A 14,243-nucleotide genomic window follows, 5' to 3' on the forward strand; every position below is an offset into this window, starting at 1 on the left:
TTCATCCGATACAGGAGTGTGCGGGCCATGAGACACGGTCGGCCGTCCGACGAACGGCTGATGCGAGCTGTCGCCAGGGGAGACGCGGAAGCTCTGGCGGAGTTGTACGACAGGCACGCGCCGTGGCTGTTCCTCAGGCTCAAGCGTCGTTGCTCCGATCAGGGGGTCGTCGAGGAAGTCGCCCAGGACACTTTCCTGGGGGTGTGGCGTTACGCCAAGCGGTACGAGCGGGGAAACATCGGTGGCTGGATCTGGACCATCGCTGCTCGGCGTCTCATCGACGCCCAGCGGGCACGGGGTGCCAGACCCGAACAGGCGAGCGAAGTAATCGACACCGCCCGTACGACTCCATCGGCCGAGCAGCACGCACTCAGCGGTGTCGAACACGGTGAACTGGGCGCGGCGCTGTACGGCTTGTCGCCGGAACTCCGGGACGTCGTGCGGGCCACGATCATCGACGGCATGAGCATGGCGGATGCGGCCACCGTGCTCGGAATTCCGGAGGGAACCGTCAAGACCCGCGTCCGACGCGCCCGAGTTCTGCTGCGGGAGGCCCTGGCATGACGTACCCGAGGAAGATTGATATGGACTGGCACGTTCCCGAGGATCAGCTGGACGCGTATGTCTCCGGGGAGAGCGGAGAGACCCAGGCCTGGTCCGTGGAATCACATCTCGTCGAGTGCGCGAGGTGTTCCGATCGGGTCGCTCGGGCCGTGGCGAACACCGAACTGGCACCGCCGGTCGAGAGCGTGCGCGAACGAGTACTCGGCCACATCAACGATGAAGCACACCCTCGAACAGCGTTTTCCCGGTCACGCATCCGGCGGCTCCTCGCCGCGGCCCCCGCCCTGCGCTTGCCCTGGTTGGTGGCAGCGGTGTTCGTCGTCGCGTGTGCCGCCGCGTTGAGCCTGCTCAGCAGTGGGCCGGAACAAGCGGGGTCCGTGCTGCTCCTCAACGCACCACTGCTGCCCCTGGCCGGAGTGGCGCTGAGCTATGGGCCTGGGATGGATCCCGCATACGAACTCACGCTGACGACTCCGTACTCGGGGCTGCGGTTGTTGCTGTTTCGCACGATCGGTGTGTTGGCAGTGACGATTCCGTTGCTACTGGGCACGAGCTTCGTTTTCCCCACAGGGGGGATGTCCGCCGTTGCCTGGTTGCTGCCCTGCCTAGCGCTCGTACTGGTGACACTGCTGCTGGGAAGCTGGATCGAACACCGTCTCGCCGCGGTGCTCGTCGGTGCGGCGTGGAGCGCTGCGGTGCTCGTGCCCCGGTTTCTGCTCGTGGTCGATGTGTCACGGGTGTTCGATCCGTTGTTCCAGTTGACCTGGGGTGGAGTGGTTGTGCTCAGCGCGGTGACGCTGATCGGGCGACGCTCGGCTTTCGACAGGATGGGCAGTTGATATGTCCGGGTCCCTGTGGATTTCGCGAGAAATTGACGCGCCCCTGGCCGGGTACAGCCTCAGCCACCCGCCTCCTCCCGGAGCAGCCGGAGCGCCGCCCGGTGGGCCCGGTGCAGCGGGGTGGCGTCCTTGCGCAGCGTCGCGCGCACCACGGCTCCCTCCAGCAGCAGGAACCACTCCTCGGCCACGTCGGACGGATCGGGGCACCCGGCCGCCTCGGCGATCTCCGCCAGCCACGTGCGGATCCCTTCCTTGTTCCGCTCGATGATCTCGCGCCCGGGGTGCTCGGGGTCGGTCAGCTCCACTCCGGCGTTGACGAATCCGCACCCCCGGAATCCGTCCGCCACGGTCCACTCCTCGTAACCGTCGAACACCGCCGACAGCCGCTGCTCGGTCGTCTCGCTACCCGCGGACACGCGTTCCAGGGTTTCCCGCCAGCGCCGGTCCCGCTCGGCCAGGTGCTCGGCCACCAGCCCGTCCTTCGAGCCGAAGTGCGCGTACAGCGTCACCTTGGTCACCCCGGCACGCGCCGCGAGCGTGTTGACCCCCACCGCCCGGATGCCGGACTCGTAGAACAGCCGCGATGCCGTTCGCAGGATGCGTTGCCTTGCCGAACCGGGTTCGCTCGTCACCGACCCACTGTGCTTCGTATCCACCATCGGTTGCCACTATACAAACCGGTATGTAGGGTACGGCTGCCGGTGTCCCCGGCGGCATTTCGAGACGGAGGTAGTTCGATGAGCACCACCAAGCCCGTGGCAGTCGCGTTCGACGTGCTGGAGACCCTGCTGGACCTGCGCGCGCTGCGCACCCGCTTCACCGACATCGGCCAGCCGGCCGAGATGCTGCACCCCTGGTTCCTGCGGTTCCAGCGCGACGCGATGGCGCTGTCGCTGTCCGGTGAGTTCGGCTCGTTCCCCGCTGTGGCCCGCCAGGCGCTGCGCACCGAGAGCGAGCACACCGCGAGCGAGTCCGACATCGACCACGTGCTCGACGGATTCGCCCACCTGCCCGCCCACCCGGACGCGGAGCCCGCGCTGCGCGAGCTCTCCGAGGCCGGGGTGCGCGTGGGGTGCCTGACCGTCGGCAGTCCGGAGAACACCGCGAGGTTCCTGGAAAACGCCGGTCTGGCGCGGCACGTCGATCAAGTGGTCACCGCCGAGCAGGCGGGCATCTGGAAGCCCTCGCCCACCGTCTACCGGGCCACCGCCTATCAGCTGGAAGTGGCACCCCGCGACATGGCGCTGGTCGCGGTGCACGCCTGGGACTGCCACGGTGCCAAGCGCGCGGGCTGCACCTCGGGCTGGTGCTCCCGGTTGGAGGGCGAACCGGGTGACGTCTTCGACGCCCCCGACGTGACCGGCGACGACCTCGTCACCATCGCGGACCGGTTGCTCGCGCTGCCCACCCGGTGACCCGGCGAGTCCACGGACAACTCCTCGTCACCGTCGAACGCATCCCCCAATAGGATGCTGGTGTTCGACACGAATCCGCAGCCAGGCGAGGAGGGGGCGAATGTCGGCAGGCGAAGACTCGGAAGCCACGGCGTTTCCCGGGGCACCCACGGAGTCTCACCGGGCGCTCACGGCGTTTCACGGGCGCGCGGGCGACCACAACGATCGTGCCATGGCCGGGGCGCGGGTCCTGGGCACCGAACTCGCCCGCTACATGCGAGCCGGGCTGACGCGGATCGGCCAGTCGCGTCCGGCGCTGAACGCGGGCTGGGAAACCGAACTCACCGCCGCGTTACCGGAGTTGCGCAGGCTCGCCGACCGGTACGAGACCCTGCTGGCGGCGGGCGCCAGGCCGGTCACCGCGTTGAACAGGTGCGCGGTGGCGCTGGCGACGTTGCCGGTGGTCGCCCGGCACCGGCCCGACGCCTGCGTAGTCTGGCTGGACGCGCACCCCGACCTGCACACTCCGGCGACCTCGGACAGTGGCTACCTGGGCGGCATGGTGCTGGCAGGTGCCAGCGGGATGTGGGAGTCCGGGCTCGGTGGGAATCTCTCGACGGGCAACATCGTGCTCGGCGGTGTGCGCGACATCGACGAGGCGGAACAGCGGTTGCTTTCCGAAGGCACCATCAGCGCCGTGTCCGCGGGTGAGGACATGGTGGACAACCTCCGCACCGCGATCGCGGGCAGGCCGGTGTACTTCCACCTCGACTGCGACGTGCTCGAACCGGGGCTGCTGGGCACCGACTACCGGGTGCCGGGCGGGCTCACGCTCGAAGGGCTGCGTGCGGTGGCCGGGATGCTCGCCGAGCACGAGACGGTCGGTGTGGAGCTCGGCGAGTTCGAGACGATCCAGCCCACCGGGGAGACCGACACGCAGGCGGCACAGCGGTTGATCGAGGCGGTCTCGCCGCTGCTGGACAACACGCGCGGCTGACCCCGAGGTCCTCCCGACCGCCCCGAGCGATCGGGAGGACCGGTCTCCGCCCCGTGCGGAACACCGTGGTGGTGTTCGGCACGGGGCGGTCGGTGAGCGCCGTTCGGGGAGCGGCAGTTCGTTCCCGGCCGGTGCGGGTCACCCGGCTGTCACGGGCGGACCAGCACCTTGAGCGCCTCGCGCTCGTGCATGGCGCGGTAGCCGTCGGCCACGTCGTCGAGCCCGACCGCCTTGTCGAACACCAGGCCGGGCTGGAGCCTGCCCTCCAGCACGTCGGGCAGCAGCTCCGGGATGTAGTTGCGTGCCGGTGCGACTCCGCCGCTGATGGTGACGTTGCGGAAGAACGCCTCGGCCGACTGCGGGATGCTCGCGTAGGTCGGCGCGCCGACCCTGCCGATCGCTCCGCCGTCGCGCACCACGCCCACGGCGGTGGCCAGCGAGTCGTCCGTGCCGACGCACTCCAGCACGTGCGGGGCGCCGTGCCCGCCGGTGAGCTCGCGCACCCGTTCGATGCCCTCGGCGCCGCGTTCCGGCACCACGTCGGTGGCGCCGAACCGCCTGGCCAGGTCGGTGCGCGGAGTGTGCCTGCCCATGATGACGATCCGGTCGGCGCCGAGGCGGGCGGAGGCGAGCACACCGGACAGCCCGACCGCGCCGTCGCCGACCACGACCACTGTGGAGCCCCGTTTCACCGAGGCGGAGACGGCGGCGTGGTGGCCGGTGCTGAACACGTCGGAGAGGGTGAGCAGCGAGGCGCTCAGCGCCTCGTCGGAACCACCGGGCAGCCGGACCAGGGTTCCTTCCGCTTGCGGCACGCGCACGGCCTCGCCCTGGCCGCCGTCCACTCCGTCGGAGCCCCACATCCCGCCGTTGACGCAGGAGGTGTGCAGCCCGTCGTCGCAGAACTCGCAGTTGCCGTCGGAGAAGGTGAACGGCGAGACCACTACTTCGCCGCGTTGCGGCGAGTTCACGTCGGAGCCGGTCTCCTCGACCACGCCGAGGAACTCGTGCCCGATGCGCTGGGGCTCAGCGGGGCCGTCGCCGTCCAGTCCGACTCCCCGGTAGGGCCACAGGTCGCTGCCGCAGATGCAGGCGTGGGTCACCCGCACGATCGCGTCGGTGCTCTCCCGCAGCGTGGGGTCGGGGACCTCGCCGACGCGGATGTCCTTCGGGCCGTGGAGCAGTGTTGCCTTCAAGTGTGCGAACTCCGGATGAGGTGGGTTGTCGATTTCACGATTCGTCGGTGAGCGGGTGTGCTCAGCGCAGGTCGACCAGCATCTTGCCGGTGTTCTCGCCGCGCATCATGCCGAGGAACGCCTCGGGTGCTCTGTCCAGACCGTGCAGCACGGTCTCCTCGTAGCGGATGCGTCCCTGGCGCAGCCAGCCGCCGACCTCGGTCATGAACTCCGGGTACTTGTCGAAGTGGTCGATGACGATGAAGCCGCGCGCGGTGAGCCGTTTGCTGACCATCTGGAACATGCCGCGCGGTCCCGGCTGCGCGTCGACCTCGTTGTACTGCGAGATCGCGCCGCACATCGCGATGCGGCCGAAGTCGTTCATGGTGTGGATCGCGGCTTCCAGGTGGTCGCCGCCGACGTTGTCGAAGTAGACGTCGATCCCGTCGGGGGCGGCTTCGGCCAGCTGCTGGTGAACCGGTCCCCGCTTGTAGTTGAAGGCCGCGTCGAATCCGAGGTCCTCGGTGAGGTGTCGGACTTTCTCGTCCGATCCGGCGCTGCCGACGACCCGGCGTGCCCCGTGCAGCTTGGCGAGCTGTCCGGCGATGGAGCCGACCGCGCCGGCCGCCCCGGAGATGAACACGACGTCGGTCTCGCGCAGCCCGGTGATCTCGAACAGTCCGGTGTAGGCGGTCAGTCCGGGTGCGCCGAGTACGCCGAGGAACGCGTTGGGTTCGGCCAGCTCCGGGTCCAACCGCCTCGCGGCCCCGGCGTCGAGCACGGCGTACTCGCGCCAGCCGAGCACGTGCATCACGAGGTCGCCGGGCTGAAAGCCCTCGGCCTCGGAGGCGACCACCTCGCCGACCGCCGCGCCGGTCAGCGGTTCACCGACCTGGAAGGGGGCCACGTAGGAGGGGCGGTCGTCCATCTGACCGCGCATGGCCGGGTCGACGCTCATCACCAGGTTGCGCACCAGCAGTTGCCCGGCCGCCGGTTCGCTCACCGGCACGGTGGCGGTCTCGAAGGTCCTGTCGGTGGGCCACCCGCTGGGGCGTTCGGCGAGCCGTACTTCTCGTGCTGTCTCGGGCAGTGACAACTGCTTGTTCTCCCGGGGTCGTGGTTCGGTTCGGGATCTCGTCCGCTTCGTCCCGCGGGCGAGACCAATTTTCATTGTACACAACTTAACTTTCTAAGTTTGTGTTGTGCGCAATTGATATTGTGGTCCGGCGGTCGGGGAGAACGACTCACGGGGCACGAGGCTTCCGTGGGAAGGGTTGTCGTGATCGGCTGGAGTGCTACCGGCTCGTCGGGCCGTGCCGTTGCGGCCCGTCGGTGTTCGCCACCGAGCGGGGCCGCACGATCGGCCGCGACACGCACGAACCGTTGGTGAGCACCGGCAGAACCGACCGGAACGAGCGATGACAGGAGAGGACCGCACCCGTGGACCACGTTTCACTCGGCAGGACCGGAGTCAAGGTCAGCCCGCTGTGCCTGGGCGCCATGAACTTCGGTGCCTGGGGCAACCCCGATCACGACGACTCGATTCGAATCATCCACCGCGCGCTGGACGCGGGCATCAACTTCATCGACACCGCCGATGTGTACTCGCACGGCGAGTCGGAGGAGATCGTCGGCAAGGCCCTCGCCGACGGGCGCAGGGACGACGTCGTGCTGGCAACCAAGGCGCACGCCCCGATGGGCGAGGACCCCAACCGGCGCGGCAACTCGCGCCGCTGGATCGTCCGCGAGGTGGAGAACAGCCTGCGCAGGCTGGGTACCGACCACATCGATCTCTACCAGATCCACCGGCCCGACCCCGACACCCACATCGACGAGACGCTGGGTGCGCTGACCGACCTGATCCGGGACGGCAAGATCCGCTACGCGGGCTGTTCCACGTTCCCCGCTCACCGGATCGTGGAATCCCACTGGGTGGCCGAGCAGCGCGTGCGGGAGCGGTTCGTCACCGAGCAGCCGCCCTACTCGATCCTTACCAGGGGAATCGAGGCCGACGTGCTGCCAGTGGCCCGCGAGTACGGCATGGGGGTGCTCCCGTGGAGCCCGCTGTCCGGTGGTTGGCTCTCCGGCAAGTACCGACGGGGACAGGACGCGCCGAACACCCACCGGGCCAACTTCATGCCCGACCGGTTCGACCCGAGCAAGCCCGACAACGTGCGCAAGCTCGACGCCGTCGAGGAGCTGGCGCGACTGGCCGCCGACTCCGGGATCACGCTGGTGGACCTGGCGCTGGCGTTCGTGCTCAGCCACCCCGCGGTGACCGCGCCGATCATCGGCCCGCGCACCAAGGAGCAGCTGGAGTCCCAGCTCGGCGCGGCGGACATCCGCCTCGACACGGCGACACTGGACCGCATCGACGAGATCGTGCCGCCCGGGGCCACGCTCAACCCGGCCGATGTCGGCTGGACCCCGCCGGATCTGGAGCGCAAGGAGCTGCGCCGTAGGCGTTGACAACCCTTGGCAGGAGCGGCTCGGGTGGCGGAACCTCTCGCGGGCTCTCGCTGCGGATGCCCCGACATCGGGTAGGTACTACACAACGTCGGGGCCGTCCTCGCGAGAGCACCACGAGAGAACTCGCGGCGGCGCCGGTCGCGGGCGTGGTGGGAGCTCGGTTTTGGGAGCCCTACAGGGGCGGCGATTTCGCGAGAAATTGACGCCGCCACGAAGTCGGGGACGGAAAACCCCTCGCGGGGGCGTCGACTGCCGGTGCGGATCGGAACGGTGGAAAGTCGTGGACCGGCGGAAAGTCGTGGAACGGCGGAAAGCCTCGGACCGGTGGGAGTCCGCTCAATCCTGCCGGTCGATCTCCTCGGCGGCTCGGTCCAGTGCCGAGGTGACGCTGTTCAGCGCGCTGTGCAGCTCGCCGAGCTGCTGTTCGTCCAGCCCCGTGGCGCTGAGAATCCGTCGTGGAATGTCACCGGCCCGCTCGCGCAGCGCGATGCCCTCCTCGGTGGGCCGCACCACCACCGAGCGTTCGTCGTCCGGACTGCGCTCCCGCCGTACGAACCCCGCCTTCTCCAGCCGCTTGAGCAGCGGGGAAAGTGTTCCGGAGTCCAGCCGCAGTGATCGCCCCAGCTCCTTGACGCTGCGTTCGCCGTGTTCCCAAACCGCGAGCATCACCAGGTACTGCGGATAGGTCAGTCCGAGCTCCGCCAGCACCGGCCGGTACAGCGTGTCGAACGCGCGGGAGGTGGCGTGCAGCACGAAGCACAGCTGACGTTCCAACCGCAGCAGCTGTTCGGAATCCGCGGGAGGTGATTCGCCGCCGGATTCCCACGCTTCGTCCGTTCGGTCCGACACGTACGCAGCATAACAGTCGGTTGTGCACAACCAAGTGACGCGACGTCGGGACCGAGAGTGCTCGGCCCCGAGCCGGGAGTGGGTTCCGCCGAGCCACACCCCCGGAAAGTCGAGCCGAGCGTGACCTAACGACGTCCGCTCGCCAAGCCGAGCAGCAGCAGTGCCCATACCTCCTCGAACTCCGCGTCGAGCTCCGGTTCGTCCCACTCCGAGGCGTGTGCGGGATTGTGGAACCGCGTGGTGGCCGTCAGCACCGCCCGCGCGGCGCGGTGCGGCTCCTCGACCTCGAACTCGCCGCGGGAAACGCCGTCGGAGATGATTCGCGCGACCATCCCGGCCAGCGTCTCCAGGTGCACCCTGATCACCTCCCGCGACTCCGTGGCCAGCGCGTGGTAGGTCGCGAACAGCTCCGGGTCCTCCCGCGCCATGCGGCGTTTGGTCTTGCTCAGCTGTTCCAGCCAGCTCCGGAGCCGTTCGGTGGCGGGACCCTCCGCCGTGGTCAGCGGTCGCAGCGGCGTGTTGACCCGCTCTAGCCAGCGCTCGGCCACGGCGTCGCGCAGCGCGGCCTTCGTCGGGAAGTGCCGGTACACGCTGCCGTGGCTGACACCCAGGGCGCGGGCCACGTCCACCACGGTCGTCTTGCCGGGTCCGAAGCGGCGGAGGGTCTCCTCAGCCGCTTCGAGGATCCGTTCGGCGGTGAGTGCTTCGCTCACGAGGAGCCGTACCCGGAGTCCCGCTCGCTGTCGAGCAGTGCCATGCCCCCCTCGTCGTAACGCTGTCCGGCCACGGCCTCCGGCGGTACCGCGCGCTCGATCGCGGCCAGCTCGTCGGCGGAGAGCTCGAGGTCCAGGGCACCCAGTGCCTCGGTGAGCCGGTCGCGGCGACGGGCGCCGATCAGCGGCACGATGTCCGAGCCCTGTGCCAGCACCCAGGCGATCGCCACCTGCGCGACCTCGACGCCCTTCTCCCGCGCGATCGAGCGCAGCTGCTCGACGAGTTCCAGGTTGCGCTCCAGGTTCTCGCCCTGGAACCGGGGGTAGTGGCTGCGTGCGTCCTCCTGCTGGGTGTCCCTGCTCCAGTGCCCGGAGATCAGCCCCCGCGAGAGCACGCCGTAGGCGGTGATGCCGATGCCGAGTTCCCGGCAGGTCGGCAGGATCGACCGCTCGATGCTTCGCGAGATAAGCGAGTACTCGATCTGCAGGTCCACGATCGGGTGTACCGCGGCGGCCCGGCGGATGGTCTCGGGGCCCATCTCGGACAGGCCGATGTGGCGGACGTAGCCCGCCTCGACCATCTCCGAGATCGCACCGATGGTGTCCTCGATCGGAACACGGGGGTCGAGCCTGGCCGGGCGGTAGATGTCGACGTGGTCGGTACCCAGCCGTTGCAGGGTCTGGGCCAGCGAGTTCTTCACCCCGGCGGGACTGCCGTCGAATCCGACGATCCCGCCGTCCGGGTCCCGCATCGCCCCGAACTTGACGCTGATCTCCAGCGAGTCGCGGTCGTGCCGCCGCAGCGCCTCGCGCAGCAGCAGTTCGTTGTGCCCGCTGCCGTAGAAGTCGCCGGTGTCCAGCAGGTTGATGCCCGTCTCGACGGCGGCGTCGATGGTGGCGTGGCTCTCTTGTGTGTCGGCGGGTCCGTAGAAGTCGGACATGCCCATCAGGCCGAGGCCGACCGTCGATACCTCGGGGCCGGTGTTGCCGAGTGCGTGTCGTTGCATACCTTCGACTGTCAACCATGCAATGACAGATGTCAATATCTGTCAGTAAGGTAGTCTGGGGTTGCTCGTGTCAGTGGGGGTGCGGTGGAGCTGCGGACGAGTCCTTCGAAAGCGGCTCTCGCTGCTTCGGCGGCGGTGCCGGGACGTCGTCACGGCTCGGTCGGCACCACCGGTCCGTCCTTGGTTCCTCGCGAGGTCGAAATTCCCCCTTCGGGGGATCGACATTCGTTCTCGATATTTTGTGTTCGTGCGATCGAGTGATCCGAGAAAATGAATTTTATACTGATTCTTTCGAGGGGGCTGTATTTCTCACTCGGCGAGGTGACTTTATTGACTTCGTCACGGGTCGTGTCTAATCTCTGTGTTGTCGGGTTTTTGTTCCGCGACAAGGAGGATGGAAATGATGGAAGAACTCGGCCGTAAGGAAGGAATCGGTGTCGAGGATCGTTGCTACGAACCGCCCCGAATGGTCGAGGTCGGCTCGTTCAACGAGCTGACCAGAATCAAGACAGCGGGTAACTATGTCGACAGTCCGTACGGTGTTTGGTGTATCGGTGACTGTGGCTAGAGGTGCCCTTTCGGGCGGCGCGTTCGGTGAGTTCGCTCGGCCCGTTCCGCCCCGCCCCGACACGACGCCGAGCGGTCGACCGCTCGTACGGTAGTCCGGATCATCCGGCCGAGCCGTTTCGCGAGGATTTGTCAACCGCCGGATTGTAGCCTGGTCGGCCGATTCCCGGGATGTCGGCCGGCCGGCATTATTTCGGACCGAACAGGAGTGTCTTGGAATTTGTGGTTTTTCCGGATCACCCGGATGCTGTGTCACTCGTTTCCGAATTGGACTGGCAGGACGCGCGAGTGCTGCGACACGTTTCCGGACGTCCCTGGATTGTCGGCCGGTGGAGTGACGAAACGTTTCTTCATGTCTCCGCCGGGGCCGATCAGGTGATTCTGCTCGGACGTGCCCTTGCCGACGCGGAAACGCTGCGGAAACAGGTGTCCAGGATTCGGGATGTCGAGACTCTGGACGGTGTGCTGCGCGCGATCCCTGGGTGCTTCCACGCCGTTTGTTCCCTCGATGGCGTGCTGCGCGTCCAGGGCAACCTGTCCGGAATCCTTCGGGTGTTCCACACGAACGTTTCGGGTGTGACGGTGGCCGCCGACCGGCCGGAGCGAATCGCCGAACTAGCCGGGGCCGGTATCGACGAACGAGCTCTCGCACTGCGGATGCTCGTCCCGTACGGACCCCCGTGGCCGTTGAGCCAGGACTGTCTGTGGCAGGGCGTCCGCGAGATCACCGGCGGCGAGTACCTGCGGGTGGCCCCCGATGGTGCCGGACGAACCGTGCGGTGGTGGCGACCACCCGAGCCCGAGGTTCCGCTGGAAGAGGGGAGCGAGACGATCCGTGAGGCGCTCTCCGAGGCCGTGCTCTCCTGCGGCGGGCCGAACGGCTCCGTTCCGCTGAGCTTCGACCTGTCCGGGGGCATGGATTCGACCAGCCTGTGCTTCCTGGCTGACGAGGCCGGTCTCGAGTTCTCGACCGTCCATTACGAGGCCGCCGATCCGGCCAACGACGACAACGAGTGGGCCAGTCGATGCCGATCCCTGATCGGGGCGTCCGACCACCGCGTGCTTCCGCCGGGGTCCTGGTCGGGTTTCTACGGCGAAGTGTCCGAGCCCGACCGACACGGTCCCAGCCTGGAAGGTCCCTACAACCAGGTCAGCCGCTGCTTCGCCGAACACCTGGCCGGAGTGGCCGCGGAAACCGGAGCCATCCGACACGTCGGTGGACACGGTTCGGACGAGCTCTTCCGCACGGAGCTGACGTTCCTCAACGCCTTCCTCCGGGAACACCCGGTTCGTGCGATCCCGGCGTTGCGTCGAACGCGGGCGAACCGTCGGATGTCCCTCCTGCGAGCGCTGCGCTGTTTCCGAAGAGCTCCCGGATTCGCCGAATGGCTGCGGCGGGCGGGTGAGAACATCACGGAAGAGGTCGGTGCCCCCGAAGTGGGATGGGACCACGTGGCCAGGATGCCCGCCTGGGCCACCCGGGACGCCATCTCCCAGACACGCGAACGATTCGCCGCTGCCGCCGCCGAATGTCCCGAACCGTTCGGTGCCACGCCGCTGCGGCACGAGATGCTGATGCAGGCCCGTTCCAACGGGGAGACGGTTCGACAGTGCTCACGAATAGCCGAACCGTACGGGATCTCCTTCGAGGCCCCTTACATCGACGACCGCGTGATCGAGGCGGCGATGTCCATCCGGTTGTCGGACCGCGCCAGCGGCGAGCGCAACAAACCGGTACTGGCCTCGGCGATGAGCGGGGTCGTGCCGCACGAGTTCCTGCACCGGGACTACAAGGGGGCGGGGAACCAGGACATGTATCGCAGCCTGCGCCGACATCGCGCCGCGATGGGCGATCTCTGCGACGACTCCCGGCTCGCCCGCCTCGGGCTAGTGGATCCGGAGCGGCTTCGCGACACGGTCTTCGGGCTGCACCCGAACCTGACCTCGGTCATTCCGCTGCAACCGACCCTGGCCTGCGAGATGTGGTTGCGCTCGCGAGCTGCCGAATCACGCCTGTGTCGGCCGAGCTGAACGAACGGAGAGGAAACGATGGTCACGTTCGCTGCCCGCGTGATCCTCACGGAAACCGAACACGGAACGGTGCTGCTGGACGAGCGCACCGGGCGCTACTGGATCACCAACGATACCGCGACGACCGTACTGCGCTCCTTCGCCGAGGGAGGGACGGTGCTGGACGCGGCCTCCGCGCTGTGCGAATCGAACCCCGGCCTGGACATGAACGACGCCGAGCGCGACGTGACCGCACTGCTCGACCAACTGCGGCACGGTGGGCTGGTGTTGTCATGAACGTCCGGGTGACAGGACTGAACCCCTCGGCCCCGGTGCCCTGGTGGATACGACCGCTCGCCCTGCTCGCCGTCGGCATCGCCAGGGTGCTGGGACGCGCCAGACCGGCGACGCTGCGCCCCACCTTGGAACTGCTGCGGCATGGTGCCGAACCGGCGACCGAGGAACAGGCATCCCGAGCGCTCGACGCGGTGCTCAAGGTCAGCGTCCGCTGCGGTGGGGAGTGGTGTCTGCAACGCGCCATCGCCTGCGCCCTGACCTGCCGTATGACCGGCACGTGGCCCGAATGGTGCACCGGCGTCCGGCTCCAGCCGTTCGAGGCCCACGCCTGGGTGGCGGTCGACGGGAAACCGGTGGGCGAGAACCCGCACACCATGCCGTACTTCCGCACGGTCTGGTCCGTTCCGCCGATCACCGCGTCCCGGGAGCGCCACTGATGACGGCGGTGGTCTGCGAGAACCTTCGCAAGCGATTCGGTGACTCCGACGCCGTCGCGGGGATCGACTTCAAGGTCGAGGAAGGCGACAAGTTCGCCTTCCTCGGTCCGAACGGTGCCGGCAAGACCACGACCGTGGGTATCCTGTCCACGTTGCTACGCCCGACCGAGGGACGCGCCACCGTCGCCGGTTTCGACGTCGTCCGCAACCCCGACCGGGTGCGTGACCGGATCGGCCTCGTGTTCCAGGAGCAGGTCAGCGACGGCGATCTGACAGCGGAGGAGAACCTCATGCTGCACTCCGTGCTCTACGGGGTGCCCCGAGCCGAAGCACGTAAGCGGATGGTTTCGTTGCTCGAACTGATGGGGCTCGCCGACCGACGTCATCACAGGGTGACGACCCTGTCCGGTGGCATGCGGCGTCGTCTGGAGATCGCGCGGTGCCTGATGCACGATCCGCGACTGCTGTTTCTGGACGAACCCACGGCCGGACTGGATCCGCACGCGCGGGTAATGGTGTGGGAGTTGCTGGACAGGCTCCGCGAGGAGCGGGGCATCACACTGTTCCTGACCACGCATTACCTGGCCGAGGCCGAACGGTGCGACCGGGTGGCCATCCTGGACCGGGGAACGCTGGTCGCCGACGGGACGCCGCAAGGACTGGAAGCCACCGTCGGCGCCGATTCGATCCAGCTGCGCACCAGCGACGACGCGCTGGCCGCGAGGAATGCCCGAAGCGCTCTCGGGTTGGAAGTCTCCGATCACCCCGAGGGAATACGGATACACGCGGCGAACGGGCCGGAACTGGTACCCAGACTCTGCTCCGAGCTGGGGGTCACAGTGGACTCGGTATCGGTGTCCCGCCCGAGCCTCGAGGACGTTTTCATGCACTACACCGGCCACGCTTTCCAGGAATAGGGACGGGC

Annotated in this window: 17 protein-coding genes; 10 read left to right on the forward strand and 7 right to left on the reverse strand. The window is 68.0% G+C overall.

Translation table 11 applies throughout. The features are described from left to right. Positions 1–27 precede the first annotated feature (27 nt). Together BM394_RS04875 and BM394_RS04880 are read left to right on the forward strand one after the other, a co-directional pair. A complete protein-coding gene (locus tag BM394_RS04875; RefSeq protein WP_092974386.1) occupies positions 28–564 on the forward strand; it encodes an RNA polymerase sigma factor in 537 nt (178 codons plus the stop codon). Then, entirely contained in the window at positions 561–1,403 is an 843-nt protein-coding gene (locus tag BM394_RS04880; RefSeq protein ID WP_139235136.1) for an anti-sigma factor, read from the forward strand. The genes BM394_RS04875 and BM394_RS04880 overlap by 4 nt, the downstream gene beginning before the upstream one ends. Before the next feature lie 59 nt (positions 1,404–1,462). Here the strand turns inward: BM394_RS04880 and BM394_RS04885 are convergent, their stop codons facing one another. Further along, positions 1,463–2,035 (reverse strand): TetR/AcrR family transcriptional regulator, encoded by a 573-nt coding sequence (locus BM394_RS04885; RefSeq protein ID WP_245779978.1) that lies wholly within the window; start codon positions 2,033–2,035, stop codon positions 1,463–1,465. 105 nt (positions 2,036–2,140) lie between these two features. Between BM394_RS04885 and BM394_RS04890 the strand changes: the two genes are divergently transcribed. After that, positions 2,141–2,818, forward strand: coding sequence for a haloacid dehalogenase type II (locus BM394_RS04890; protein ID WP_092974395.1), 678 nt, complete (start codon positions 2,141–2,143; stop codon positions 2,816–2,818). A gap of 100 nt (positions 2,819–2,918) precedes the next feature. Continuing rightward, on the forward strand, positions 2,919–3,794 hold the full coding sequence (locus BM394_RS04895) for an arginase family protein (protein WP_092974398.1): 876 nt from the start codon (positions 2,919–2,921) through the stop codon (positions 3,792–3,794). A gap of 149 nt (positions 3,795–3,943) precedes the next feature. Here the strand turns inward: BM394_RS04895 and BM394_RS04900 are convergent, their stop codons facing one another. Further along, entirely contained in the window at positions 3,944–4,990 is a 1,047-nt protein-coding gene (locus BM394_RS04900) for an alcohol dehydrogenase catalytic domain-containing protein (protein ID WP_092974401.1), read from the reverse strand. 61 nt (positions 4,991–5,051) lie between these two features. Further along, a complete protein-coding gene (locus BM394_RS04905; protein WP_175529965.1) occupies positions 5,052–6,140 on the reverse strand; it encodes an NADP-dependent oxidoreductase in 1,089 nt (362 codons plus the stop codon). A 269-nt stretch (positions 6,141–6,409) separates the two neighbouring features. Between BM394_RS04905 and BM394_RS04910 the strand changes: the two genes are divergently transcribed. Then, positions 6,410–7,438 (forward strand): aldo/keto reductase, encoded by a 1,029-nt coding sequence (locus tag BM394_RS04910; protein ID WP_092974404.1) that lies wholly within the window; start codon positions 6,410–6,412, stop codon positions 7,436–7,438. Between the two features lie 336 nt (positions 7,439–7,774). Here the strand turns inward: BM394_RS04910 and BM394_RS04915 are convergent, their stop codons facing one another. The 3 genes from BM394_RS04915 to BM394_RS04925 all read right to left on the reverse strand — a co-directional run bounded on the left by BM394_RS04915 (position 7,775) and on the right by BM394_RS04925 (position 10,007). Beyond that, on the reverse strand, positions 7,775–8,287 hold the full coding sequence (locus BM394_RS04915; protein ID WP_245779979.1) for a MarR family winged helix-turn-helix transcriptional regulator: 513 nt from the start codon (positions 8,285–8,287) through the stop codon (positions 7,775–7,777). Positions 8,288–8,412: 125 nt separating this feature from the next. After that, complete coding sequence (locus BM394_RS04920) at positions 8,413–9,000, reverse strand: TetR/AcrR family transcriptional regulator (RefSeq protein WP_092974410.1); 588 nt, start codon at positions 8,998–9,000, stop codon at positions 8,413–8,415. After that, on the reverse strand, positions 8,997–10,007 hold the full coding sequence (locus BM394_RS04925; RefSeq protein ID WP_092974413.1) for an aldo/keto reductase: 1,011 nt from the start codon (positions 10,005–10,007) through the stop codon (positions 8,997–8,999). The genes BM394_RS04920 and BM394_RS04925 overlap by 4 nt, the downstream gene beginning before the upstream one ends. Positions 10,008–10,407: 400 nt before the next feature. Between BM394_RS04925 and BM394_RS22305 the strand changes: the two genes are divergently transcribed. Beyond that, positions 10,408–10,575, forward strand: coding sequence for a lasso RiPP family leader peptide-containing protein (locus tag BM394_RS22305; protein WP_217643354.1), 168 nt, complete (start codon positions 10,408–10,410; stop codon positions 10,573–10,575). A 251-nt stretch (positions 10,576–10,826) separates the two neighbouring features. Here the strand turns inward: BM394_RS22305 and BM394_RS22695 are convergent, their stop codons facing one another. Then, positions 10,827–11,135: a hypothetical protein gene (locus BM394_RS22695; RefSeq protein ID WP_175529966.1), complete on the reverse strand. Its 309-nt coding sequence runs from the start codon at positions 11,133–11,135 to the stop codon at positions 10,827–10,829. Positions 11,136–11,150: 15 nt separating this feature from the next. Between BM394_RS22695 and BM394_RS04930 the strand changes: the two genes are divergently transcribed. The 4 genes from BM394_RS04930 to BM394_RS04945 are packed head-to-tail and all read left to right on the forward strand — an operon-like array spanning position 11,151 to position 14,235. Further along, positions 11,151–12,605 carry an asparagine synthase-related protein gene (locus tag BM394_RS04930; RefSeq protein ID WP_175529967.1) on the forward strand — a complete coding sequence of 485 codons (1,455 nt, stop codon included), beginning with the start codon at positions 11,151–11,153 and terminating at the stop codon, positions 12,603–12,605. 18 nt (positions 12,606–12,623) lie between these two features. After that, entirely contained in the window at positions 12,624–12,881 is a 258-nt protein-coding gene (locus BM394_RS04935) for a lasso peptide biosynthesis PqqD family chaperone (RefSeq protein ID WP_092974419.1), read from the forward strand. After that, the gene (locus BM394_RS04940; protein WP_092974422.1) at positions 12,878–13,318 is read left to right on the forward strand and encodes a lasso peptide biosynthesis B2 protein; all 441 of its coding nucleotides are present in this window, start codon (positions 12,878–12,880) and stop codon (positions 13,316–13,318) included. Before BM394_RS04935 ends, BM394_RS04940 begins: the two co-directional genes overlap by 4 nt. Continuing rightward, positions 13,318–14,235 (forward strand): ATP-binding cassette domain-containing protein, encoded by a 918-nt coding sequence (locus BM394_RS04945; RefSeq protein WP_092974425.1) that lies wholly within the window; start codon positions 13,318–13,320, stop codon positions 14,233–14,235. The genes BM394_RS04940 and BM394_RS04945 overlap by 1 nt, the downstream gene beginning before the upstream one ends. Positions 14,236–14,243 lie beyond the last annotated feature (8 nt).

Source organism: Actinopolyspora lacussalsi subsp. righensis (genome assembly GCF_900116555.1).
Classification (GTDB): domain Bacteria; phylum Actinomycetota; class Actinomycetes; order Mycobacteriales; family Pseudonocardiaceae; genus Actinopolyspora; species Actinopolyspora lacussalsi.

Bases quoted from the DNA above. Each gene is read 5' to 3' on its own strand.
- BM394_RS04925 (WP_092974413.1), bottom strand. From the start codon at position 10,007: ATGCAACGACACGCACTCGGCAACACCGGCCCCGAGGTATCGACGGTC.
- BM394_RS04935 (WP_092974419.1), top strand. From the start codon at position 12,624: ATGGTCACGTTCGCTGCCCGCGTGATCCTCACGGAAACCGAACACGGA.
- BM394_RS04880 (WP_139235136.1), top strand. From the start codon at position 561: ATGACGTACCCGAGGAAGATTGATATGGACTGGCACGTTCCCGAGGAT.
- BM394_RS04905 (WP_175529965.1), bottom strand. From the start codon at position 6,140: ATGAAAATTGGTCTCGCCCGCGGGACGAAGCGGACGAGATCCCGAACC.
- BM394_RS04895 (WP_092974398.1), top strand. From the start codon at position 2,919: ATGTCGGCAGGCGAAGACTCGGAAGCCACGGCGTTTCCCGGGGCACCC.
- BM394_RS04890 (WP_092974395.1), top strand. From the start codon at position 2,141: ATGAGCACCACCAAGCCCGTGGCAGTCGCGTTCGACGTGCTGGAGACC.
- BM394_RS04875 (WP_092974386.1), top strand. From the start codon at position 28: ATGAGACACGGTCGGCCGTCCGACGAACGGCTGATGCGAGCTGTCGCC.
- BM394_RS04945 (WP_092974425.1), top strand. From the start codon at position 13,318: ATGACGGCGGTGGTCTGCGAGAACCTTCGCAAGCGATTCGGTGACTCC.
- BM394_RS04940 (WP_092974422.1), top strand. From the start codon at position 12,878: ATGAACGTCCGGGTGACAGGACTGAACCCCTCGGCCCCGGTGCCCTGG.
- BM394_RS22305 (WP_217643354.1), top strand. From the start codon at position 10,408: ATGATGGAAGAACTCGGCCGTAAGGAAGGAATCGGTGTCGAGGATCGT.